This window comes from Synechococcus sp. 8F6, from assembly GCF_002252665.1.
GTDB lineage: Bacteria > Cyanobacteriota > Cyanobacteriia > PCC-6307 > Cyanobiaceae > Cyanobium_A.
Window position 1 is genome coordinate 99,741 of sequence record NZ_NQKZ01000001.1, and the last position, 23,221, is coordinate 122,961.

General features: G+C 66.2%; 16 protein-coding genes. 10 read left to right on the plus strand and 6 right to left on the minus strand.

The window, feature by feature from the left end:
• Window positions 1-58: 58 nt before the first annotated feature.
• Genes uvrA through recN form a run of 3 tightly spaced genes read right to left on the minus strand, consistent with a single transcriptional unit; the run spans window position 59 to window position 5,773 of the window.
• Window positions 59-3,058, minus strand: a complete 3,000-nt coding sequence (gene uvrA, locus CJZ78_RS00540; RefSeq protein ID WP_233128378.1) for an excinuclease ABC subunit UvrA — start codon at window positions 3,056-3,058, stop codon at window positions 59-61.
• 39 nt (window positions 3,059-3,097) lie between these two features.
• On the minus strand, window positions 3,098-4,054 hold the full coding sequence (locus CJZ78_RS00545) for an oxidoreductase (protein WP_094558950.1): 957 nt from the start codon (window positions 4,052-4,054) through the stop codon (window positions 3,098-3,100).
• A 30-nt stretch (window positions 4,055-4,084) separates the two neighbouring features.
• On the minus strand, window positions 4,085-5,773 hold the full coding sequence (gene recN / locus CJZ78_RS00550; protein ID WP_094558951.1) for a DNA repair protein RecN: 1,689 nt from the start codon (window positions 5,771-5,773) through the stop codon (window positions 4,085-4,087).
• A 120-nt stretch (window positions 5,774-5,893) separates the two neighbouring features.
• Between recN and CJZ78_RS00555 the strand changes: the two genes are divergently transcribed.
• The 8 genes from CJZ78_RS00555 (at window position 5,894) to purF (ending at window position 17,210) form a co-directional block, all read left to right on the plus strand.
• Complete coding sequence (locus tag CJZ78_RS00555) at window positions 5,894-7,774, plus strand: AarF/ABC1/UbiB kinase family protein (protein ID WP_094558952.1); 1,881 nt, start codon at window positions 5,894-5,896, stop codon at window positions 7,772-7,774.
• A gap of 31 nt (window positions 7,775-7,805) precedes the next feature.
• Window positions 7,806-8,423: an alpha/beta hydrolase gene (locus tag CJZ78_RS00560; RefSeq protein ID WP_094558953.1), complete on the plus strand. Its 618-nt coding sequence runs from the start codon at window positions 7,806-7,808 to the stop codon at window positions 8,421-8,423.
• 86 nt (window positions 8,424-8,509) lie between these two features.
• Window positions 8,510-9,568: a threonine synthase gene (gene thrC / locus CJZ78_RS00565; protein WP_094558954.1), complete on the plus strand. Its 1,059-nt coding sequence runs from the start codon at window positions 8,510-8,512 to the stop codon at window positions 9,566-9,568.
• A gap of 398 nt (window positions 9,569-9,966) precedes the next feature.
• Window positions 9,967-11,112: a DNA polymerase III subunit beta gene (gene dnaN, locus CJZ78_RS00570; RefSeq protein ID WP_094558955.1), complete on the plus strand. Its 1,146-nt coding sequence runs from the start codon at window positions 9,967-9,969 to the stop codon at window positions 11,110-11,112.
• A 5-nt stretch (window positions 11,113-11,117) separates the two neighbouring features.
• A complete protein-coding gene (locus tag CJZ78_RS00575; RefSeq protein WP_233128407.1) occupies window positions 11,118-11,912 on the plus strand; it encodes an RNA methyltransferase in 795 nt (264 codons plus the stop codon).
• A 149-nt stretch (window positions 11,913-12,061) separates the two neighbouring features.
• Window positions 12,062-13,174, plus strand: a complete 1,113-nt coding sequence (locus CJZ78_RS13605) for a hypothetical protein (RefSeq protein ID WP_143592816.1) — start codon at window positions 12,062-12,064, stop codon at window positions 13,172-13,174.
• A 65-nt stretch (window positions 13,175-13,239) separates the two neighbouring features.
• Entirely contained in the window at window positions 13,240-15,624 is a 2,385-nt protein-coding gene (purL, locus tag CJZ78_RS00585; RefSeq protein ID WP_369802002.1) for a phosphoribosylformylglycinamidine synthase subunit PurL, read from the plus strand.
• A gap of 71 nt (window positions 15,625-15,695) precedes the next feature.
• A complete protein-coding gene (gene purF / locus CJZ78_RS00590) occupies window positions 15,696-17,210 on the plus strand; it encodes an amidophosphoribosyltransferase (RefSeq protein ID WP_094559205.1) in 1,515 nt (504 codons plus the stop codon).
• Here purF and CJZ78_RS00595 read toward each other — a convergent pair.
• From CJZ78_RS00595 to queG, 3 genes are all read right to left on the minus strand, one after another.
• The gene (locus CJZ78_RS00595) at window positions 17,207-19,702 is read right to left on the minus strand and encodes a DNA topoisomerase (ATP-hydrolyzing) subunit A (RefSeq protein ID WP_094558957.1); all 2,496 of its coding nucleotides are present in this window, start codon (window positions 19,700-19,702) and stop codon (window positions 17,207-17,209) included. The two genes, purF and CJZ78_RS00595, sit on opposite strands and share 4 nt — an antisense overlap.
• A gap of 76 nt (window positions 19,703-19,778) precedes the next feature.
• Window positions 19,779-20,711 (minus strand): tetratricopeptide repeat protein, encoded by a 933-nt coding sequence (locus CJZ78_RS00600; RefSeq protein WP_094558958.1) that lies wholly within the window; start codon window positions 20,709-20,711, stop codon window positions 19,779-19,781.
• A 72-nt stretch (window positions 20,712-20,783) separates the two neighbouring features.
• Entirely contained in the window at window positions 20,784-21,731 is a 948-nt protein-coding gene (gene queG / locus CJZ78_RS00605) for a tRNA epoxyqueuosine(34) reductase QueG (RefSeq protein WP_094558959.1), read from the minus strand.
• A 47-nt stretch (window positions 21,732-21,778) separates the two neighbouring features.
• On the opposite strand from queG, the gene CJZ78_RS00610 reads away from it, so the two are divergent.
• The gene (locus tag CJZ78_RS00610; protein ID WP_094558960.1) at window positions 21,779-22,429 is read left to right on the plus strand and encodes an HpsJ family protein; all 651 of its coding nucleotides are present in this window, start codon (window positions 21,779-21,781) and stop codon (window positions 22,427-22,429) included.
• Between the two features lie 57 nt (window positions 22,430-22,486).
• The gene (locus tag CJZ78_RS00615) at window positions 22,487-23,212 is read left to right on the plus strand and encodes a DUF502 domain-containing protein (RefSeq protein WP_094558961.1); all 726 of its coding nucleotides are present in this window, start codon (window positions 22,487-22,489) and stop codon (window positions 23,210-23,212) included.
• Window positions 23,213-23,221: the final 9 nt, after the last annotated feature.

Here is a 23,221-nt window from a genome sequence, read left to right on the forward strand (position 1 = left end):
GGCGATCTGGCTGAATCAAATCAGTCAACAGGGGCAGAAACAGCTGCCAGGACAGGGCTCAAGCGGCCATGGGCTGCGGTGGATGCTGCTTGAGCACCTGCTTGAGATAGCGCCCTGTGTGACTGGTGGGATGCTCGGCAACCTCTTCTGGAGTTCCCGTCACCACGATCTCTCCTCCCTTGTCGCCCCCTTCTGGGCCGAGATCAACGATCCAGTCGGCACAGCGGATCACATCGAGGTTGTGCTCGATCACCAGGATTGAGTTGCCCTTGTCCACCAGCCGCTGCATCACATCCATCAGCTTGTGCACGTCGTAGAAGCTGAGGCCGGTGGTGGGCTCGTCGATCAGATAGAGCGTTTTGCCGGTGGCCCGCCTGGAGAGCTCGGTGGCCAGCTTCACCCGCTGCGCTTCACCACCGGAGAGGGTGGGGGCCGGCTGGCCCAACTTCACGTAGCCCAGGCCCACATCCACCAACGTGCGCAGCCGATCCGCAGCCTGGGGAATCGCCGAGAACACATCAGCAGCCTGCTCCACCGTCATCTCGAGCACCTCAGCGATGGTGAAGCCCTTGTAGGTCACCTGCAGGGTCTCGCGGTTGTAGCGGGCGCCCTTGCATACATCGCACTGCACATACACATCCGGCAGGAAGTTCATTTCAATCACGTTCACGCCCTGGCCGGCACAGGCCTCACAGCGCCCACCCTTAACGTTGAAACTGAACTGACCCACCTGGTAGCCGCGGGCCTTGGCCTCCACCGTGGCGGCAAACACCTGGCGGATCGGATCGAAGGCGCCGGTGTAGGTGGCGGGGTTGGAGCGGGGCGTGCGCCCGATCGGGGATTGGTCGATCACGATCACCTTGTCGATCGCCTTGATGCCGCGCAGCTCACCCAGACCCGACGGAAAGGGCACCTTCAGGCCCAGCTGGTGCTCCAGGGCCGGGTGCAGCAGCTCATTCACCAAGGTGCTCTTGCCGCTGCCACTCACGCCGGTGACGCACACCAGCCGGCCCAGCGGGATCTCCACATCGAAGCCGGAGAGGTTGTTGCGGGCGCAGTCCACCAGGGTGATCCGGCGACTGCCGCTGACGCGGCGCTCCGCCGGGGTGGGAATCGCCCGGCGACCACTCAGGTAGGCCCCGGTCAGGGAATCCTCGGCGGCCAGCAGGTTGTCGAAGCTGCCCTCAGCCACGATGTGGCCCCCATGCACCCCCGCCCCCGGACCGATGTCCACAATGTGATCAGCAGCTCTGATCGTGTCTTCGTCGTGCTCCACCACGATCAGGGTGTTGCCCAGATCCCGCAGTTTCAGCAGGGTGTTGAGCAGCCGGTCGTTGTCGCGCTGGTGCAGACCAATGCTCGGCTCATCGAGCACGTAGAGCACACCCGTTAACCCCGCACCAATCTGGGTGGCCAAGCGGATGCGCTGGGCTTCACCACCACTGAGCGTCATCGCCGGGCGATCCAGGCTCAGGTAGTCGAGCCCCACATCCAACAGAAACTTCAACCGCAGGCGGATCTCCCGCAACACCAGATCGCCGATCTGAATCTGACGGGGCGTCAGCAGGGGCTCGGCCCCCTCGCTGGCACCCACCCCCATCAGCGCCTCAATGCGGCTGAGGGTGTCACCCACACTCACGGCCGTGAGTTCGTGGATGGCATAGGGGCCCACCCGCACGGCCAGGGCTTCCGGCCGCAAGCGCAGACCGTGGCAGGTGGCGCACGGCACCAACTCCAGGAATTTCTCCAGCTTCTGGCGGATCGACTCGCCGCTGGCGTCGCGCAGCTGGCGCTCCAGGATCGGCAGGATCCCCTCAAAGGGGCGTTCGAAGCCGGCGCTCTTGCGATACCGACTATCAGCCTGGATCAGGATCGGCTCACGGCTGCCGTTGAGCAGCACATCGCGCTGCTCGTCGCTGAGCTGGTTCCAGGGCGTCTTGATCTCGAAGTTGAACGCCTCACCGACGGAATAGAGCAGTGAGAAGTAATAGGAGTTGTCCTTATCAGCCCAGGGGGCGATCGCCGCATACACCGGCAGGCTCGGATCAGGCACAACCCGTTCGGCGGTGAACTTGCGCAGGTGGCCGATGCCGTGGCAGTCGGCGCAGGCGCCGTAGGGGCTGTTGAACGAAAACAGCCGCGGTGAGAGCTCCTCCATCACGGCTCCGTGCACCGGGCAGGCGAAGTTCTCCGAGTAGAGACGCTCTCGCTCCACCCCTTCGGGCAGCTCCTCGCCGGCCTTGGGCACCACCTCCACCAGGGCCAGGCCATCGCCGCGCTTGAGGGCGGTGCGCAGAGAATCAGTCAGCCGTTCCTGCACCCCCTCGCGAGCCACCAGCCGGTCCACCACCACCTCGATGTTGTGGGCGTGGTTCTTGTCGAGCTCGATGTTGTCGGCGAGTTCGCGCACCTCGCCGTTAATGCGCACCCGGGCGAAGCCCTCCGCCACCAGGCCGCCGAGCAGCTTGACGTGGGTGCCCTTCTTGCCACGCACCACCGGTGCCAGCAGCTGGTAGCGGGTGCCCTCCGGCAGGGCCAGGATCTGATCCACCATCTCGTCGATGGTCTGGGGCCGGATCGAGCGGTCGCACTGGGGACAGTGGGGTTCGCCGGCGCGGCCGAACAGCAGGCGCAGATAGTCCTGGATCTCCGTCACCGTGCCGACGGTGGAGCGGGGGTTGTGGCTGGTGGACTTCTGGTCGATCGAGATCGCGGGTGAGAGACCCTCGATCGCATCCACATCGGGCTTGTCCACCTGCCCCAGAAACTGGCGCGCGTAGGCCGACAGGCTCTCGACGTAGCGGCGCTGGCCCTCGGCAAAGATCGTGTCGAAGGCCAGGGAGCTCTTGCCGCTGCCACTCACGCCGGTGAACACCACCAGGCGGTTGCGGGGGATCGTCAGATCGACGTTCTTGAGGTTGTGCTGGCGGGCACCCCGCACCCGGATCACATCCTCCAACGTGCCACCGCTGAGCACCCGGCTGGGGTCGAGGGCCTTCTCATGAATCGTCTGGGCGAGGGTTCTGCTGGATTCATCAGAGCTCTTGGCGCGGGGCATCCAGACGGCTCGGGAACAGCCAATTGTACGGACGCTGGCTCAGGCCACAGGGGCGAAGGCTGGGCAGGCTCGGCGGCAGAGCTCCTCGCTCACCTGCCAGAGGCGCTCCCCCTGGGCCGGATCGAGGGCCGCCGGCGCCGGCCGCACCGCCGCCGGCCAACCGCGCATGCCGCCGAACTGGTTGGGACCGTAGTGACCGGCGGGCTCAGCCTCGGCTGCGGTGGCCGCAAACAACTGGGGCAGGGCCCCCTGGGCGGCGCTCTGGAACAAGGGATCGAGCAACCGGTAAATCGTGCCCTCAAAGCGGGCGCCGCTGGCGGCGATCGAGGCGGGCTGCAGGTTGGTGCGAGCCAGGCCTGGATGGGCTGCCGCCGAAAGCAGCCCGGGGGAGCGCCGCTGCAGTTCGTGGGCCAACACCACGTTGGCCAGCTTGCTCTGGCCGTAGGCAGCCCAGCGGTCGTAGCGCCGCTCGCCCTGGAGATCGTCGAAATCCAGCCGGCCGAAATACTGCGCCCCTGAGGTCACCTGCACCACCCGCGCCCCGGCACTGGCCTCGAGCAGGGGCAGCAGCAGCCGGGTGAGGGCGTAGTGGCCCAGGTGATTGACGCCGAACTGCAGCTCGAAACCCTGACGGGTGAGCTGTCGCGGCGGCGCCATCACGCCGGCGTTGTTGAGCAGCAGATCGAGGCGCCCATGGCGCTCGGCCACCGTGGTGGAAGCCCGCACCACGCTGTCGAGGTCGGCTAGGTCCAGCTCCAGCAGCTCGAGCTCCCCCGCCGTGCCGGCACCAGCCAGCAGCTCCTGGCGGGCGGCCTCGGCCCGCTCCAGGCTGCGGCAGCCCAGCACCACCGTGGCCCCCCGAGCCAGCAGGGCGCGGGCACTCTCCAGGCCCAGGCCGCTGTTGGCGCCGGTGATCAGGGCCAGCCGACCGCTCTGGTCCGGCATGGCGGCCCCACTCCAGCGGGCCGGAACGGCAACAGCCTGAGATGGCGCCATCGATCTCCAACAGCAAATGCAGGGGCGGTTCTAGCGACCGTGCTGGTCCAACAGGCTCGCGGCGTAGCTGCGGGCTTCGCCGGAATCACCGCCGGCCAGTTCCGCCAGCTCGGCCTGGCGCGCCTGAGTGTCCCGCAGGTGGGACACCCGCGTGTGGGTGATCCCCTCCACCACCTGCTTCGACACCCGGAAGTGGTGGTCGGCCGCCGCGGCCACCAGCGGCTGGTGGGTAACGCAGAACACCTGGCGCTGCCGGGCCAAACGCTGCAGCAACTCAGCCATGGCACCGCTCACCCGACCGCTGACACCGGTGTCGATCTCATCGAACAGCAGGGTGACGTGGGAATCGGCGGCGGCCAGGCAGGTTTTCAGGGCCAGCAGAAAGCGGGACATCTCACCGCCGGAGGCCACCTCCGCCAGCGGCGCCAGCGGCACGCCGGGGTTGGCGGAAAACTGGAACTGCACCGCATCGGCGCCCTCGTCCCCCGGCGGCGCCGCCGTGATCGCCACCGCAAACCGCACGTTGGCCAGGCCCATGGGGCGCAGCGCCTCCATCAGCTGTTCTTCCAGCTGCCGGGCCGCCGCCTCCCGGGCAGCCGTGAGCCGCCCATTGGCCTGGTCGCGAGCCTGACGGGCGAGCTGCTCGGCCCGCTCCAAGCACTCCAACGAGGCCTCGCCGCCGCCGGGGGCCAGCTGCTCCCGCAGGCGATCGCGCAGGGCGATCAGCTGTCCCAACTCCTGACCATGGCGCCGCTCCAGACCCTTGAGCTGGGCGATGCGCTCCTGCAGGGCCTCGAGGCTTTCGGGATCACTTTCAAGAGCGGCGCCATAGCGCTCCAGGTCGCGCACCAGATCCTGAAGCGCCGCCAACCCATCGGTGCAGCCGCTGCGCAGGGCGCCGACGTCGCCATCGAGGGCTTCCATCTGGGCCAGTTCCTGCTCGCAGGCGGCCAGGTGATCCAGCACCGACGGCGCCTGATCGGCCCCCTCCAGCAACCGGCCCAGCAGCACCATCACACCCTCCTGCAGCCGCACCCCGTGAGCAAGGCGGTTTTCCTCGGCCTGCAACCGCTGCCGCTCCAGGGGATCCTCCAGCTGGGCCGCCTCCAGATCGGCGAGCAGCTGCTCCTGCTGGGCGCGCTGCGCCTGCACCTGGTCCCAATCGGCCCGCGCTTGCTCCAACGTCGCCGCCGCCTGTTTCCATTGGCGCCAGGCCGCCGCCACCGGATCCAGCAGGGCCTGAATGCTGTCACCGGCAAAGCGGTCCAGCCAGCGCCGCTGCTGACCCGGCCGGGCGAGCTGCTGGGTCTGGCCCTGCACGGTGAGATCGAGCAGCAGGGGGCGCAGCTCCTGGATCTGGGCGCGGCTCACCACGACCCCGTTGAGGCGGTTGCGGCTGCTGAGGCGTTCGTCGCTGAGGCGCCACTCACGGCTGAGCAGCAGCTCCTCCTCGTCAGCGTCCAGCTCCTGCTGCCGCATCCAGGCCTGCAGAGGCGGCGTCAGCGTGAAGCTGGCCTCGATCACGCCCCGCTCCGCCCCCCGGCGCAGCAAACGGGCACCGGCACTGCCCTGGGCTCCACCCAGCAGGGCATCGAGGGCATCGAGCAGGATCGACTTGCCAGCACCGGTCTCGCCGGTGAGCACCGTGAACCCCTCGCGGAAGCTGAGCTCGAGCCGCTCGATCAGGGCGATGTTGCTGAGGCGCAGTCCAGTCAGCACAGGCGCGGGAGGCGGCAGTCAGCGGCCACCGGGTGTTGAAGCCGACCGTAGCGGCTGTGTCTTTCGTTTAGAAGAGGGGGACGACCTTCAGATGGCCCCCCTGGCGGCCTGGCCCCCAGCATGGCGAGCGCCTCTCCTGAAACCTCCGCCGAACTCAGCGACTTTCTGGAGGTCGCCGGCCTACTGGAGTACGACCCAGCCACCATAACCCGCATCTATGCGGGCCACCCGCAACGGCTGATCCGGCGGCTCTGGCAAACCCTCGTGCCGATCGGTCTTTATCTGTTGGGGGTTGGTTTCGACTGGTTCACAGGTCGGCTCAAGAGCCCCGGCCGGGCCCGCGACCGCGCCAAGGAAGCCGCCGATCTGGTGGCCTCCCTGGGCCCCGCCTTCATCAAGGCCGGCCAGGCCCTCTCGACCCGGCCCGACATCGTGCCGCCGCTGCTGCTGGAGGAACTTGCCCAGCTGCAGGACCAACTGCCCGGCTTCGACTCGGCGCTGGCCATGGCCTGCATCGAGGAGGACCTGGGCGCCCCGGTGCTCGACGTCTACGAGCAGCTCGACGCCGAACCGATCTCCGCTGCTTCCCTCGGCCAGGTGCACAAGGGGGTGCTCAAGGGCGGCCAACCGGTGGCCGTGAAGGTGCAGCGCCCCGGCCTGCGCGAGCAGATCACGCTCGACCTCTACATCGTGCGCAACATCGCCGCCTGGCTCAACCAGAACATCGGTCTGATCCGCAGCGATCTGGTGGCCCTGATCGATGAGCTGGGCAAGCGGGTGTTCGAGGAGATGGACTACTTCAACGAAGCCGCCAACGCCGAACGCTTCGCCGAACTGCATGCCCACAACCCCCGCATCGCTGTTCCCCGCATCTACCACCAGGCCACCAGCCGCCGGGTGCTGACCATGGAGTGGATCGAGGGGGTGAAACTCACCAACCTCGAAGCCGTGCGCGGCATCGGCGTCGACCCCGACGACATGGTGAGCGTGGGGGTGAACTGCAGCCTGCAGCAACTGCTGGAGCACGGCTTCTTTCACGCCGACCCCCACCCCGGCAACCTGCTGGCCCTGTCGGATGGCCGCCTGGCCTATCTGGATTTCGGGATGATGAGCGAGGTGAGCCGCGAGTCGCGCACCGGCCTGATCCAGGCGGTGGTGCACCTGGTCAACCGCAGCTTCAGCAAGCTCAGCAAGGATTTTGTGAGCCTGGGCTTCCTGGCCGAGGACGTGAACCTTGAGCCGATCGTGCCCGCCTTTGAAACGGTGTTTGGCCAGGCGATCGAGCAGGGCGTCAGCCGCATGGACTTCAAGGCCGTCACCGACGACCTCAGCGGCGTGATGTATCGCTTCCCATTCCAGGTGCCGCCTTACTACGCCCTGATCATCCGCTCGCTGGTGACGCTCGAAGGCATCGCCCTCAGCGTGGATCCTGAGTTCAAGATCCTCGGCGCCGCCTATCCCTATTTCGCTCGGCGACTGATGGAGGATCCCGATCCCAGCCTGCGCCAAAGCCTCAAGGAGATGCTCTTCGACGGCGACATCTTCCGCTGGCAACGGCTCGACAACCTGATCACCAGCGCGTCCCAGGGTGCCCAGCTGGATCTGGACGGGCTGCTCGATCAAGTGCTCAGCTTCCTGTTCTCTCCCAACGGCGGCCTGCTGCGCCAGCAGCTGGTGGACGCAATGGTGGCCCGCATGGATGCGGTGGCCTGGCAGACCACACTGCGGCTGGGAAAACGCCTGCCGGAACGCCTCCAACCACCGGGCCTGCGGCGCCACCGGCTCAGCGAGGCCAACGAACCGCTGCTCGATCTCGAGCCGGTGCGGCAGTTGATGGGCATCCTTCAAGCGCTGCCGGGCTTTGAGCCCCAAATGGTGCTGCGGCGTTTGCCCCGACTACTTGGGGAACCGCAACTGCGCCAGATGGGGGTTCAACTGGCCCGCGGATTGGCGGAACGGGGGGTGGTGCGGCTGGTGCGCGATGTGCTCGTTCCGGCCTGACCACAGAAACAACCGCCGTAGGCTGGGTCGCATGCAAAGCGCCTTCCGCCACTCAAATCCAGGCCGCAAGCGTCGGGGCCTGGCCGCGGTTGCCCTGGGCTTCAGCCTGATGGGTTTGCTGCCCTCAGCAACACTGGCTCCGGTGGCCGCGGCGGAAAACCTGGTGTTTGTCAGTGGTGCCTTCCGGCGCTCCATCGCCGTGGCTGAGCTGGAGCACCTGGCCCAAACCGGCGAGGCCCAAGGGCTGCTGGTCGACGTCTTGCGCCTCAGCAAACAAAATCCCAAGGACGTTGCCAAGCTGCTGAACCAGTCGATCAGCCTGCCGGTCACCCTGGTGAGCCGACTGCTGAACACCCGGATCGGTGAAGCGATCCTGGAGCGTCTGGCCCAAATTGTGTACCCGCTCAAGGCATCCAAGGTTGGTGTGCCAGCCCTGCGCTCAGCGATGGTGATGGGAGTGGTGGCTGGCAACGGTTCGATCTCGCCGCTCACCTTTTTCCAGGCCTATCCGGCCCAAGAGATGGAGGTGAGCATCCCCGCCCTGATGAACCTGCTGAGCAAGGCCAATTCCATCGCCGACCTGGTGCGCTTCTTCTCCGAATCACCGCTCGACGGCTTGCGGGGCGATGCCCCTGGAGCCGCGCCGTAGATTCACCCCAGCCACTGCTCTAACCCGTGCCCTTGCTCCGTTCCCTGAGGCGTTTGAGCAAGGGACCCTTCGGACCCCGTCCGACGATGCAGGACTGGCCCGGTTTGATTGAGGCCTACCGGCGCTGGCTGCCGGTATCCGCCACAACGCCAGTCATCACCCTGCATGAAGGGGCCACGCCGCTGATCCCAGCCCCGGTGATCGCCGAGCAGATCGGTAAGGGCGTCAAGGTGTTTCTCAAATACGACGGCCTCAACCCCACCGGATCCTTCAAGGATCGGGGCATGACCATGGCCATTTCCAAAGCCAAGGAGGCGGGCTCGGAAGCGGTGATCTGCGCCAGCACCGGCAACACCTCGGCCGCCGCCGCCGCCTATGCCCGCCGGGGTGGGATGCGCGCCTTCGTGCTGATTCCCGATGGCTACGTGGCCCAGGGAAAACTGGCCCAGGCCCTGCTCTACGGCGCCGAGGTGATTGCCATCCAGGGCAACTTCGATCGGGCCCTGGCAATCGTGCAGGACGTGGCCAACCAGTACCCGATCACCCTGGTGAATTCGGTGAACCCCTACCGGTTGCAGGGCCAGAAAACGGCCGCCTTCGAAGTAGTGGATGCCTTGGGGGAGGCCCCGGATTGGCTCTGCATTCCCGTCGGCAACGCCGGCAACATCAGCGCCTACTGGATGGGGTTTAACGAATACCGAAACGCCGGGCACTGCCGCAACCTGCCACGGATGATGGGGTTCCAGGCCGCAGGATCGGCACCCCTGGTGCTCGGCCACACGGTGGATCAACCGGACACCATTGCCACGGCGATCCGGATCGGCAACCCGGTGAACCGCGACAAGGCGCTGAATGTGAGGAGCGAGAGCGGCGGCGGTTTCATGGCCGTCACCGACGCCGAAATCATCGAGGCTTACAAGCTGCTGGGCAGCGGTGAAGGGGTGTTCTGCGAACCCGCCAGCGCCGCTTCGGTGGCGGGCTTGCTCAAGCGGAAAGACGAGGTGCCTGCGGGAGCCACGGTGGTGTGTGTGCTCACCGGCAACGGTCTCAAGGACCCGACCACGGCCATCGAGCACAACGACGCCCGTTTCCACACCGGCCTGGAGGCCGATACGGCCAAGGTGGCTGCCGTGATGGGCTTCTAACCCGACCGCTTCGGGGCCAACCAATTGGCAAAGCGTCTGAGGGAAACGTGGGAAAAACTCCTCTCTGCCGGGGAGAAGCGCATGCCCAGGAACGGCGATGGAGCGCCCTCTTTTTCCACAACACCGGGAAAAAGTGGAAAAACCGATCTTTCCCGCAGGTCCGGTTCAACAAGCCCCAGCCATCGAAGCCGCACATCCCTCTTGCCTCCAATGTTTTCTGGGTTTTCCTCGTTTCCCCCAGCCCCTACGGCGACGGTTTCATTCTTTCTGATGGAATCCATTAATCCCATGATCGAAAAGGTTGTTGAAGCCGGTTCACCGACGTTGCGGAATCAGCCGGCCTGTGGAAGCGTGGGGGCTCCCCGTTTCCAGCCGTCAGGCTTCTCGACACCCACACCATGAAGCTGGTCTGTTCCCAGTCCGAACTCAGCACCAGCCTTCAGCTGGTGAGCCGGGCCGTGGCCAGCCGGCCCACCCATCCGGTGCTGGCCAACGTGCTGCTCACCGCCGATGCGGGCACCGGTCGGCTCAGCCTGACCGGCTTTGACCTCAGCCTCGGCATTCAGACCAGCCTGCCCGCCAGCGTTGAAACCAGTGGTGCCATCACCCTGCCGGCTCGGTTGTTTGGTGAAATCGTGTCGCGGCTCTCGAGCGACAGCCCCATCACCCTGCACTGTCCGGAAGGTTCCGAACAAGTGGAGCTGACCAGCTTGTCGGGCAGCTACCAGATGCGGGGTATGCCGGCGGAGGATTTCCCCGACTTGCCCCTGGTGCAGAGCGGCACGCCGATCCGGCTGGAGGCAGATGCCCTGGTCAAGGGTCTGCGCGCCACATTGTTTGCCAGCAGTGGCGATGAGGCCAAGCAGCTCCTCACCGGAGTGCACCTGCGACTCGACCCCAGTGGCCTCGAGTGTGCAGCCACCGACGGCCATCGCCTGGCCGTGCTCTGCCTGCCCTATGCCAGCGCCGCCGTCGAGGGGGATGGCGGCGATCCCTTTGCCGTTACCGTTCCCGCCCGCTCTCTGCGGGAGCTGGAGCGCCTGCTCTCCGGTCGCCAGTCCGCCGAGCCGCTGAGCCTGTTCTACGACCGCGGCCAGGTGGTGTTCCTGTGGGCTGATCAGGTGCTCACCAGCCGCAGCCTTGATGGCACCTACCCCAACTACCGCCAGCTGATCCCCGACAGCTTCAGCCGCACCATCGCCCTCGATCGCCGCGCCCTGGTGTCTGGCCTGGAACGGGTGGCGGTGCTGGCTGATCAGCACAACAACGTGGTGAAGCTCAGTGCCGAACCGGCCACGGGTCAGTTGCTGATCCAGGCCGACGCTCAGGATGTGGGCAGTGGCTCGGAAGGCCTGGCAGCGTCGATCACGGGGGACGCCATCCAGATCGCCTTCAACGTGCGTTATCTGCTCGATGGGCTCAAGGCCATGGCCTGTGATCAGGTGCTGCTGCAGTGCAATGCACCCACCACTCCGGCAATCCTGACGCCGGCGGAGGGAGATCAGTTCACCTATCTGGTGATGCCCGTTCAGATTCGTAGTTGACCGTGGTGGCTCTTCCGGAGCAGTTGCTGCTGAGCGAGCTGCTGCGTCGGCGGGTTCGTTGTGATCAGGGCCTCGACCACGGCGCCGGCTTTCAGGTGTGGATGCATCCACCGGTGCATCGGGTGCTGGGTTGGGTGTCCAAGCCTTCGGCCTTTGGCGCCCGCCGGCTGGTGTGGCGGCTCAACCAACTGCGCGGACTCACCGATCTGGAGGTGCTGGTGCAGGGAGAGCCCGCCGAAACCGAGCAGGACGTGGTGGAGCGACTCCCCAACCTGATTGAGGCGGTGGTGCTCGATCGCCGTCAGCAGCCCATCGGCAGCCTGGCGGATGCCGCCATCGAGCTGCGCACGGGCCGCATCCGCCACTACCTGGTGAGCCGCAGCGATCCCCGCTTGCCCGGCAGCAGCCGCTGGCGCCTGAGCCTGGATCGTTTGGTCGATCAACAGCCTGGCCAGGTGTTTACGGCCCTGGAAAGCCTCGACGACCTGCCACTGACCCGGGCCAGTGTGCGCCAGGAGTTCTTGCGTCGCTCCCGCCGCTGGCGCGATCAGATGCAGGAGGCCGGCAGCCGCGTTGAAGAGCGGCTGGAGGGGTGGTTGGAGGAGCCGCCTTGGAATGAGCCGCTGGACGACTCCAGCCAGGCCGATGCTTGGGAGGAGGAGGAGGAGGAGGCTTTTTTACGCGACAGCTCGGACCAGCGCCTTGAGTCTGAAATTTGGGACGGCTGGTCTGACCCCGATGCTCCAGCGGATCGCGGCTGGCCAACCGAGCTTGAGGATTCGAGGGACCCTTGGGTGTGAATCTGCAGGTTGGATAGGGTGATGGTCTAGGCCACGTTCTGTTTTGGCGTTCTGGGGAAGACCTGATGTGTTACCGATGCCTAGTTGCTGGTTTCGACACGATTTCCCTATCCAAAACCCATTGGACTTCCGATCAACTCAACTTTCGGTTGATCTCTCCCCAGCAGCTTATCTCACCAGACTTCCAGCGCTTCACCAGCCAGCAGGTGGTACGCGATGGCGTGATGGATGTTTATTTGCATCGGCCATCTGGACGAACTGAGATCAATGGAGGCGGTTTTGGTCGTCAAACGATCCAGACTCTGCACTTAGATGACGATCTTTATGGTTTTTTGCTAAATGCCCTGGTTGAGTTAGATGCTTTAATTGATCTCGATTTTCGGTTGGTGAATAACCCGGATTTTGCCGATCTTTCTTTTTATCTTGATAGTGAAATTAATCTTGGTGACTCTGACGGGCTGACATTAGGTATTGCTCTCACTAACAATGTAGATGGCCGTGGTTTTTGGGAGGTAATGCTCAATACACCAGCGTTTGATGGAAATCAAAATTATTTGCGTTATGCCGCTTTGCATGAAATCGGACATGCGCTTGGATTGGAGCATCCTTTTGATGATAGTGATGGAGATTTTTTTCTAAGCCGTGATCCTTGGTTGAGTGCTTTTCCGGAAGACACGGTGATGGCCTATCGCTCTCCTCGGGGTGGCGTTTGGCCTACCACTTTTAGCGCCAATGATCTGGCTGCGCTGAGTTTGATCTGGGGCGTTGAATCCGAGGTTGCAAAAGCTCCCTTGGGGCAGCGGTTGATCGGTACTGACAACAATGACATTCTCATCGGTGGGCCCGGGCCAGATCTCTTGCGTGGTGAGTTCGGTAATGACAAGTTGATTGGTGGTGGCGGCGGCGATGAGTTGTGGGGTGGTTCTGGTAGCAACCTTTTCCGCAGTGCCGCAGATAGTGTGGAAGATTGGATGTTCATCAGCCGCGATGGTCCTCGCAAAATTTCTCAAGCGGCTGCCACCGTTGACGTGATCCAGGAGATGGGTTCCGAGGATCGGATTGGCATCCTTGAGGCGCGTACCAAGCAGTTGCGGTTTAAGTCGGTCAATTTGGAGAGTGCGAGTTGGGGGCCTCTGGATGGCATTGGAATTTTTGCCATGAACAGGTTGGAGGCCATCTACACAGGTGGGGACCTGACGCGTACGGAATTGCGGGGGATGACCGTGGGACTGGCAGCAAACTTCTCGGGTGATCTGGCTTGAGCATCCTTCGGTTCGGGGCTTGGGCCACCGTTCGGTGAAACTGGGTTCAACTTGCCCTGGTGTCTGTGGCCGCTGCTGCTGACTCGTCCTCCACTGCCTTTTCAGATCCCAACTACGCCGTTCCCGAGGCCCTGAAAAAGGAGAACCTCAGCCAGGTCGACTACGACGAGATCTGCTGCCGCCTCGGCCGCGCTCCCAACCGGGCCGAGCTGGGCATGTTCGGCGTGATGTGGTCGGAGCACTGCTGCTACCGGAACTCGCGGCCGCTGCTGCAGAGCTTCCCCACCAGCGGCCCGCGCGTCCTGGTGGGTCCTGGTGAGAACGCTGGCGTGGTGGACCTGGGTCAGGGCCAGCGGCTGGCCTTCAAGATCGAGAGCCACAACCACCCCTCGGCGGTGGAGCCGTTCCAGGGGGCGGCCACCGGCGTGGGCGGCATCCTGCGCGACATCTTCACCATGGGTGCCCGGCCGATCGCCCTGCTCAACGCCCTGCGCTTCGGCCCGCTGGAAGACGAGCGCAACGTGGGCCTGATGGAGGGGGTGGTGGCTGGTATTGCCCACTACGGCAACTGCGTGGGCGTGCCCACCGTGGGCGGCGAGGTGGCGTTCGATGCCAGCTACTCCGGCAATCCGCTGGTGAATGCCATGGCCCTGGGGCTGATGGAAACCGAGGAGATCGTCTGCTCCGGCGCCGAGGGCGTGGGCTTTCCGGTGGTGTACGTGGGCAGCACCACCGGCCGCGATGGCATGGGCGGCGCCAGCTTTGCCAGCGCCGAGCTCACCGAGGCCTCCCTTGACGACCGCCCTGCTGTGCAGGTGGGCGACCCCTTCCTGGAGAAGGGCCTGATCGAGGCTTGCCTGGAGGCCTTCCAGAGCGGCGATGTGGTGGCCGCCCAGGACATGGGCGCCGCCGGTCTCACCTGCAGCTGCTCGGAGATGGCCGCCAAGGGCGGCCTGGGCATTGAGCTGGATCTCGATCGCGTGCCCGCCCGCGAGGCCGGCATGACGGCCTACGAGTTCCTGCTGAGCGAATCCCAGGAGCGGATGCTGTTTGTGGTGAAGCCCGGCCGGGAGCAGGCGCTGATGGGGCGTTTCACCCGCTGGGGGTTGCAGGCCGCCGTGGTGGGCCGGGTGCTGGAAGACAACGTGGTGCGGGTGCTCCAGAACGGTGCGGTGGCCGCCGAGGTGCCCGCCAGCGCCCTGGCCGACGACACGCCGATCAACCACCATGAGCTGATCAGCGAACCTCCCGCCGAGATCCAGGCCCACTGGAGCTGGAGCGAGGCTGAGCTGCCCGCCGCCAGTGCCGCGGGCATTAACGGCCTCAGTTGGAACGACGCCCTGCTGCAGCTGCTCGACGATCCCACCATCGCCTCCAAGCGCTGGGTGTACCGCCAGTACGACCACCAGGTGCAGGCCAACACCGTGGTGCCCCCCGGCGGCGCCGATGCGGCCGTGGTGCGGTTGCGCCCCCAGCAGGGCGAGGGCGCCATGGCGGCGGCCACGCGTGGGGTGGCGGCGGTGGTGGACTGTCCCAACCGCTGGGTGGCCCTCGACCCCGAGCGCGGCGGCATGGCGGCGGTGGCCGAGGCGGCCCGCAACCTCAGCTGTGTGGGCGCCGAGCCCCTGGCGATCACCGACAACCTCAACTTCCCCTCTCCCGAAACCCCCACCGGCTATTGGCAGTTGGCAATGGCCTGCCGCGGCCTCTCGGCTGCCTGCAGCGCCCTGGAGACACCAGTCACCGGCGGCAATGTGTCCCTCTACAACGAGACCCGCCTGCCCAATGGCACCATGCAGCCCATCCACCCCACGCCGGTGGTGGGCATGGTGGGCCTGGTGCACGATCTCGCCCAGGTGCGCGGCCAGGCCTGGCGTGCGGCCGGCGACGCCATTTGGCTGCTGGGGGTGCCGCTGGAAACAGGCGAGGCTCCAGCCGATCCCCGCCTGGGCCTGGCCGGCAGCAGCTATCTGGAGCGGCTGCATGGAGCCGTCACGGGGCGTCCGCCCGAGATCGATCTGGCCCTGGAGCGCTCGGTGCAGGGCTTCCTGCGTCAGGCGATCGCCCAGGGCTTGGTGGCTTCCGCCCACGACCTCAGCGACGGCGGCCTGGCGGTGGCCGCGGCTGAGTGCTGCATGGCCACCGCCGAGCCCCTCGGTGCTGAGTTGGAGCTGCCCGCCAGCAGCGCCCGCACCGATCGGCTGCTTTTTGCCGAGGGCGGCGCCCGCATCCTCGTGAGTGTGCCGCCTGATCAGGCCGAGGCCTGGCAGCAGGCCGTGGCTGCTGCAGGGGTGCCCGCCGAGCGGATTGGTGTGGTGACAGCTGCGGCCAATCTGGTGATCAGCCAGGGCGGTAGCGCGGTGGTCCACCAGAGTCTTCAGGCTTTGCAAACCTGCTACGAGCAGGCCATCCCGCGGCGCATGGGCGTTGATCTGCCCCCCACGGCTTGAGTGGGGCGTGGATCGGGCGCTCTCATGCAGAATGAATCTGCACCACGATCGTTGATGGGCCTGTGCTGGTGATGCATTCGGAGCCCAACGATCAGGCAGCAGAGCACGATCTGGACCAGCGCCCCGACAAGCCCGAAGAGGCCTGCGGCGTCTACGCCGTGTTGGCACCGGGGCAGCCGGTGGCCAACCTCACCTATTTCGGGCTCTACGCCCTCCAGCATCGCGGCCAGGAATCAGCCGGCATTGCCGTGTTTGATGCCAACCGCAAGGTGCGGCTGCACAAGGACATGGGCCTGGTCAGTCAGGTGTTTGACCAGGCCGTGCTGGAGCGCCTCACCGGCGATCTGGCCATTGGTCACAACCGTTATTCCACCACCGGCAGCAGCAAGGTTTGCAATGCCCAGCCGGTGGTGCTCAACACCCGGATCGGGCCCTTTGCCCTGGCCCACAACGGCAACCTGGTGAATGCCGGCGAGCTGCGGCACGACCTCGCCGCCATCGCCAGCGAGCTCACCTCCACCACCGATTCCGAGCTGATTGCCTTTGCCGTCCAACAGGCGGTGAACCGAGGCCTCGACTGGGATCGCGCCATCCGGCAGGCGGCGGAGTGCTGCCGCGGCGCCTTCAGTCTGGTGATCGGCACCCCGGAGGGGCTGTTTGCCCTGCGCGATGGCCACGGCATCCGGCCCCTGGTGTTTGGCCATATCGGTGGACCCAGCGAGGCCCAGTGGGTGGTGAGCAGCGAGTCGTGCGGACTCGACATCATCGGCGCCGCCTTCGATGGCGACGTGGAGCCTGGGGAGATCATCCACTTCCGCCAGGGGGATCCCAACCCCAGCCGCAGCCGGTGGTGTGAGCAGCCCGCGAAGCTGTGTGTGTTCGAGATGATCTATTTCGCCCGGCCAGACAGCCGCTTTTTTGGCGAGTCGCTTTACAGCTACCGGGTGCGGATCGGCGAGGCCCTGGCCCGCGAAACGCCGGTGGACGCCGACATCGTCATCGGCGTACCCGATTCCGGCATCCCGGCGGCGATCGGCTACTCCCAGTTCAGCGGCATCCCCTTTGGCGATGGCCTGATCAAAAACCGCTATGTCGGCCGCACCTTCATCCAGCCCACCCAGGCGATGCGGGAGGCGGGAATTCGCGTGAAACTCAACCCCCTGCCCGATGTGCTGGCGGGCAAGCGTGTGGTGGTGATCGATGACTCGATCGTGCGGGGCACCACCAGCCGCAAGTTGGTGCAGGCCCTGCGGGATGCCGGCGCCACGGAGGTGCACATGCGGATCAGTTCACCGCCGGTCACCCACCCATGTTTCTACGGGATCGACACCGACACCCAGGATCAACTGATTGCGGCTCGGCTCACCCTGGCTGAAATCACAGCCCATCTGGGGGTGGATTCCCTGGCCTACCTGAGCAAGCAGGGCATGGTGGACGCGGCTCTGGCCAATTCCGCGAACTTCTGCACTGCTTGTTTTGACGGCGCCTATCCGATTGAGATGCCCGAGCAGGTGCGCTCCAGCAAGCTGATGCTCGAGCCGGCCGGCATTGCGGCAGCTGTTTTGCGAGAGCACCCGGTCTCCTAACGGATTAAGGGCACCAGCTGCTGCAGCACCTGGCCTGGCGGCAGGGCGATTGAGATCCCGATGCCGCTGCAGTCTTCGGCCTGCAGCTGGCTCAGGTCGAGCCTTGCGCTCCAGCCCTTTTCGGTCAGCAGGCTCAGCACCGCGGCGTCGGCTGGCTGCAGGTCGATCACGCGATCTCCCCGTTGTTGCAGTCGCAAGCCGATCTGACCCATGTCGCCGCGCTGGCAAAGCCGCAGGTTGGACACCTCTAGCCGCTTCACCTGCCCCCCCTCAGTTGCCAGCAGCACCGAGGCGCTGGCAGTGCTGGCTGCAACGCAGGCGGCACCCACCACGGCTTCCCCAGGCAGCAGCCGCATCAGCATGGGGCCCTGGGCGGCGCGGCCCATCAGCGGTAATTCGGTTTCGTTGAAGCTGAGGCGCAGCATCCGGCCGGTGCTGCTCGCCACCACCAGCGTGTCGCCCTCGTGGCCACTCACCACTCGCCGCAGGCTGACGCCCTCCTTGAGCTTCAGCACCGTGGCCGCCCGCCCCGACAACTCCTGAAAGTCTTCGACGGGCAGCCGTTTGAAGCGCCCGTCGCTGCTCAGCAGGCCCAGGCTGCCCTGGGCGGGCAGGGGCAGCACCTGCACCACCGGCTCTCCCTCGAGGCTGTCGGGAAGGAAGCGCTCCAGCTTGCCCGGCTGTTGCCCGGCAAATTCCCAGCGCAGCAGGGCGACTCGCCCGCTTCCCGTGAAGGCCAGCAGCAGCGGTTGTTCGGCAATTGGCAGGATTAGGCGGGCTGGGGAGGGGTGCTCCCCCAGCGCGATGGCCTCATCGAGGTGCAGCCGTCCCAGCATCTGGGAGCTGAGGATCTTCACCGCCCCATCCGCCTGGATCAGCAGCCGGCTTTCCGGGGCCAGGGCTGCAAAGGCCTGCTGGCGCTGGAGTTCGGCGTTGGGACGGATCGCCGCCGCCCGCTGGGCCACCAGCGCATCGCCTCCCTCCACCAAGCGGGTGCGCCGGGGTGTGGCAAAGCGCTTGCGCAGCGCCTTCAACTCCGACACCAGCGTGTCGAGCAGCACCGTGCGGTCGTCGAGCAGGTGAAGCAGCCGGCCCCGCTCCTCGATCAGCTCGGACGCTTCTTTGCGCAAACTCTCCTGCTCCAGGCCCGTCAAGCGCCGCAGGGGCATGGCCAGCACCGCATCGGCCTGGCGCTCGCTCAGGTCGAGCTGCACCTGCAGGGCAGCCCGGGCGCTGGCCGCATCGCTGGCGGCGGTGATCAGGGCGATCACGTGCTGAAGCGCATCGAGGGCCTTGATCAGGCCTTCCACCACCTCGAGCCGGTCTTCGCAGCGCTTGAGGGCGTGGCGCGTGCGCCGGATCAGGGTGAGTTCCCGGTATTCCAGGAATTCCTGCAGCAGCCGCCGCAGGCTCAGCTGTACCGGCTGACCGTTGACCAGGGCCAGCAGGATGGCGCCGAAATTGCTCTGCAGGGCCGTGCGCCGCTGCAGATCGGCCAGCACGGTTTCCGGGTTGGCATCGCGGCGCAGCTCCACCACCACCCGCATGCCTTCGCGATCGCTTTCGTCGCGGATGTCGGCGATGCCGCCGATCTTGCCGTCGTTCACCTGCTCGGCCAGCTTCTCGATCCAGCCCGCCTTGCTCAGCTGGTAGGGGAGCTCGGTGATCACCACGGCGCCGCGCTTGTGACGGCCTTTGCCGGGTTGCACCTCCTCGATGTGGGCAACACCCCGCATCGGGATGCTGCCGCGGCCCGTGAGGTAGGTGTCGCGCACGCCCTGGCCCACCAGCACTTCGCCACCGGTGGGGAAATCGGGGCCGGGCACCAGTTGCAGGAGTTTGTCGTCGGAGAGATCTGGCTTGCGCACCAGGGCGATCAGGGCATCCACCACTTCGCCAAGGTTGTGGGGCGGGATGTTGGTGGCCATGCCCACGGCGATGCCGGTGCAGCCGTTGAGGATCAGAAACGGCAGCTGGGCTGGCAGCACCGTGGGCTCCTGCTGGGAGCCGTCGAAGTTGGCGGCGAAATCAACGGTGTCGGCCCCGATCTCATCGAGCAGGCCCTCGTTGGCGATGGGCGCCAGCCGCGTTTCGGTGTATCGCATGGCCGCCGGCGGATCGTCGTCGACGGAGCCGAAGTTGCCGTGGCCATCGAGCAGTGGGTGGCGGCTGGCGAAGGTCTGCACCTGACGCACCAGCGCGTCGTAGACCGCCTGGTCGCCGTGGGGGTGGTATTTGCCAAGCACGTCGCCCACCACACGGGCGCATTTGCGGTAGGGCCGATCCGGGGTGAGGCCCAGTTCGTGCATCGCGAAGAGGATGCGGCGCTGCACGGGCTTGAGGCCGTCGCGTACATCCGGCAGGGCCCGCCCCACGATCACGCTCATCGCGTATTCGAGGTACGAGCGCTGCATCTCCTGGTGCAGCGCAATCGGTTGAATGCGCGGGTCGTTGCCCGGTCCGCTCCGCTCCCCTGGGCGCTCCTCGGCCATCCGGTGTCGTGGTCTGGGGTCGGAAGGTGGGGCTCAGCCTACAGATGCTGTCGAGGGCTGCCGCTTCCAGCGGGACTTACTCCTCCTCGCTGCTCTCGCCTTCCGGGCTGGCATTGGCGAGGGCCCGATCCACCACGGCTTTGAGATCGCCTTGTTGCAGCAGCTCCTGGGTGGTGCTGCGCAGTTTGGATCCCCAGAGTTGTTCCTTCTGGTAGCTCTCCAGCACGTAATTGGGGTCGTTGTCGAGGGCTTTGCCGGCCAGCTCCAGGGCTTCGCTGCGGCCGCCCGCCCCCTGGGCGAACAGTCCTGCGGCCAGCGCCAGCATCGGTTCTGCCGCATCGGGCTTGATGGTCAGCACCCGCCGCCAGCGCTGGATGGCGTCTTTGGTTTTGCCCTGCTCAAACAGCACCAGTCCCTGGTTGTTGAGGGCTTCCCAGAAGTCCTTGCGCAGGGAGGAGGCCCGCTCGAAGGCCGCCAGGGCCTGTCCGCTCTGCCCGAGCAGGATGCGGGCGTTGCCCAGGTCGAAGTAGGCACCGGCATTGCCTTTGTCGAGCTTCAGCCCCTGCTCCAGCAGGCCGATCGCATCCTCGGGTTTGCCGGCCCGAAGGGCCAGGGAGCCCTCGGCAAACCAGATGCCCGGGTTGCGTGGATCCAGTTGCTTGGCCTTGGCCAGCGATACGCCGGCTTGTTTGAGCTGGTTGCTGCGCAGCTGGGCCTCGGCTAGCAGCACCCAGCCGCGGGGGTCGTCGGGCAGCAGTTGCACGGTGAGGGCCGCCAGACGGGCGGCATCACTGGCCTGGCCCAGCCGCAGCAATCGAGCCGCTGCCTGGGCAATGCCCAGACCGGCGCCTTCCAGCTCCTGGCGTTGGGGGACGTACACGTAGGGCACCAGCGCCCGGGCGGGCAGAACTGGCGTCAGCAGCAACCCCAGTGCACCCACCTGAACCGCGCTCGACCGGTGAGCCTTCCAGAGGCGGGTTGTTGTCAAACCAGTGAGCCACTGGCCCATGCGCCTCTGGATGCGCCACGGGTCGATGCGCAATTGGCGCGGTGCCATCGCTTGGGGACAGATCCGCTCAGCCTAGGCAGTGCCGCCCTGGCTGACCCGCAGGTTGCGTCGCCACATCCAGGGTTTGATGCGGCGCAGGGCCGAGGCCCGCAGGCGTTGATCCCAGTCGGCATCGCTCCAGAGCAGGGCCTCGTCAGCCTGCAGATCGAGCAACCAGGGCCGGGGCTGCAGATCCGGATCATCGCTGCTCTCCAGCGGTTGTTGATTCCACGGGCAAACCTCCTGGCAGATGTCGCAGCCGGCCACCCAGCCCTGCAGTGCCGTGGCCATGGCCGCGGGCAGCTCTGGATCCCGATTCTCAATCGTGTGGAAGGCGATGCAGCGGCGGCTGTCCACCACGAAGGGCTCGGTGATGGCGCCGGTGGGGCAGGCCGGCAGGCAGCGGCTGCAGCTGCCGCAGAGGGGTGTGGCGGGGGTATCCGCCGGCAGATCCAGGCTGGTGAGCAGGTGGCCCAACAGCAGCCAGGAGCCGCGGCGGCGGTGGATCAGGTTGCCGTGTTTGCCGATCCAGCCGAGGCCGGCCTGCTCGGCCCAGGCTTTGTCCATCAGCGGGGCGCTATCGACGCAGGCCCGCCAGCGCACCCCGGGCACCTGCTGCTCCAGCCAGCGGCCCAGCCGGCGCAGCCGCCCCTCGATCAGCCGGTGGTAGTCGCGGCCCCAGCCGTAGCGGGCCACCTTCAGGGAGCCGGGGGCGCGCTCGGCCGCCACGTAGTAGTTGAGCCCCACCGCCAGCAGGCTGCGCACCCCTGGCAACAGCTGCTCCACCGCGCGCCGGCGCGGGTCGGCCATCCAGGCCATGTCGGCCTGATAGCCGGCCGCCAGCCAGCGCTCCAGGGCCGCCGTCCGCAGGCTTAGGCGCTCCCCGGCGGGCACGGCGGCGAGGCCCACCGGGTCAAACCCCAGCTGCCGGGCCTGCTCTTTGAGCTGGTGTGCCAGCTCGTGATGGGCGTGCTGCGTCATCGCCCGTACAGTTGCGCCGTTCCCTCAATCTGCCGCGAGCGCGATCTGTGAGCACTGCTTCCTTCGGCCGTCTGGGCCATCTGCTGCGCTGGCTCGGCCTCACCCTGGTCGTGTTGCTGGTGCTTCAGCTGCTGGTGCTGCTGGGCTCCTGGAACTGGGGCGAGGAGGGTTACCGCCAGCTGCTGATGGACCGGTTGGTGACCCAGTCGCCGATGGCGTTGGTGGGCCTGCTGCTGATGCTGTTCGGCAGCCGCCTCGACCATCCCGCCGCCGGCCGCACGCCCCTGCGCTGGCTGGTGGCGGTGCTCAGCATCCTACTGGCTCTGGCGATGCTCGTGGCGGTGCCGGTGTCGATCAGTGGCGACCGCGCCCTTTCCGACCAGGCCGACCAGCAGCTCGAGGCCCGCAAGGCCCAGCTGGCGGCGGCCCGCTCCCAGATGGACAACCCCCAGGTGATCGACCAGTTGATTGCCCAGGCCGAGCAGGCTGGCCAGATCCCTGCCACTGCCACTGCTGAGCAGAAGCAGCAGGCCGCCAAGGCGTTCATGGAGCGCCAGCTCCAGCAGGCCGACGACCAATTGCAGCAGCAGCAGCGCGCCCGGGATCTCACCGTCAACCAACGCCGCTACGGCGGCACCGGCACCGCCGTGGTGCTGGCCATCGGCTTTGTGCTGGCGGCCCTGGTGGCCCTGCTTTGAGCCTGGCTGGCTAAGTTGCCAACAGGTAGCGAATGGGCCGGACGTCCGGGTTGTCAGTTGGTTCAATCCAGTCCCAAATCTGATCAGCCCCTGGGGGACCGGCTTCAGGCCGACCTCAAGAATGACCTGATCGCCGGCCTGCTGGTCGTCATTCCCCTGGCGACCACCATCTGGCTGGCGACCACGGTGAGCCGCTTTGTGCTGGCGTTTCTCACCTCGATCCCGAAGCAGTTCAACCCGTTCAACACCCTCAACCCGTTGCTGCAGGAGCTGATCAACCTGGGGGTGGGTCTGTTGGTGCCCCTGCTCGGCATCCTGTTGATCGGCCTGATGGCCCGCAACATCGTCGGGCGCTGGTTGTTGGAGTTTGGTGAGGGCACCCTGCTGCGGATTCCCCTGGCGGGCTCGGTCTACAAGACCCTCAAGCAGTTGCTGGAAACTTTCCTGCAGGGCAGTTCCAGCAAGTTTCGCCGGGTGGTGCTTGTGGAATATCCGCGGGAGGGGTTGTTTGCCCTGGGTTTTGTCACCGGTGCGATCGGCACGGCGCTCCAGGCTGGTTTCAGCGAACCGATGCTGAGCGTGTTCATCCCCACAGCCCCCAATCCCACCACCGGCTGGTACACCGTGGTGCCCGAGCGGTCGGTCAAGGACCTGGACATCTCGGTGGAGGATGCTTTCCGCACGATCATTTCCGCCGGCATCGTCAATCCCGACGAGCGCTCCACGCCCAATCGCAGCTTCTCCAGCCTGCTGGCTCAGCTGCGAACCCCCCAACTTTCCTGAGGCCGAGTC